General features: G+C 62.0%; 1 pseudogene. It reads right to left on the reverse strand.

Features of this window, described 5'->3' with window-relative positions:
* Positions 1-213: pseudogene (locus tag EH240_RS37730) on the reverse strand (hypothetical protein); the annotation flags it as partial.
* Between the last annotated feature and the right edge of the window lie 32 nt (positions 214-245).

Here is a 245-nt window from a genome sequence, read left to right on the forward strand (position 1 = left end):
TCCCTCGGAGAGCGTGTCGGCGCTTTCGATCAGGCTGCGCTCATGGAATTCACGGATGCCGTCGCTGTCGAGGACGGGGAGGCCAAAGCTTTCGGAGATGAGCGTGGCCTGGTGACCATCCGGGCAGCAGAGCCGGACCATTTCGAGGGTGGTGCCCTTGCGGAGCTGAACGACGCGGGCCTTGGTCTTGGTGGAGCGGGTTGAGCTGGACATTGAGCTTTCCTTTCTAGCGATGCCCTTCAGGA

Origin of the sequence: Mesorhizobium tamadayense (assembly GCF_003863365.1) — a bacterium.
In the GTDB taxonomy this organism is placed as follows: domain Bacteria; phylum Pseudomonadota; class Alphaproteobacteria; order Rhizobiales; family Rhizobiaceae; genus Mesorhizobium; species Mesorhizobium tamadayense.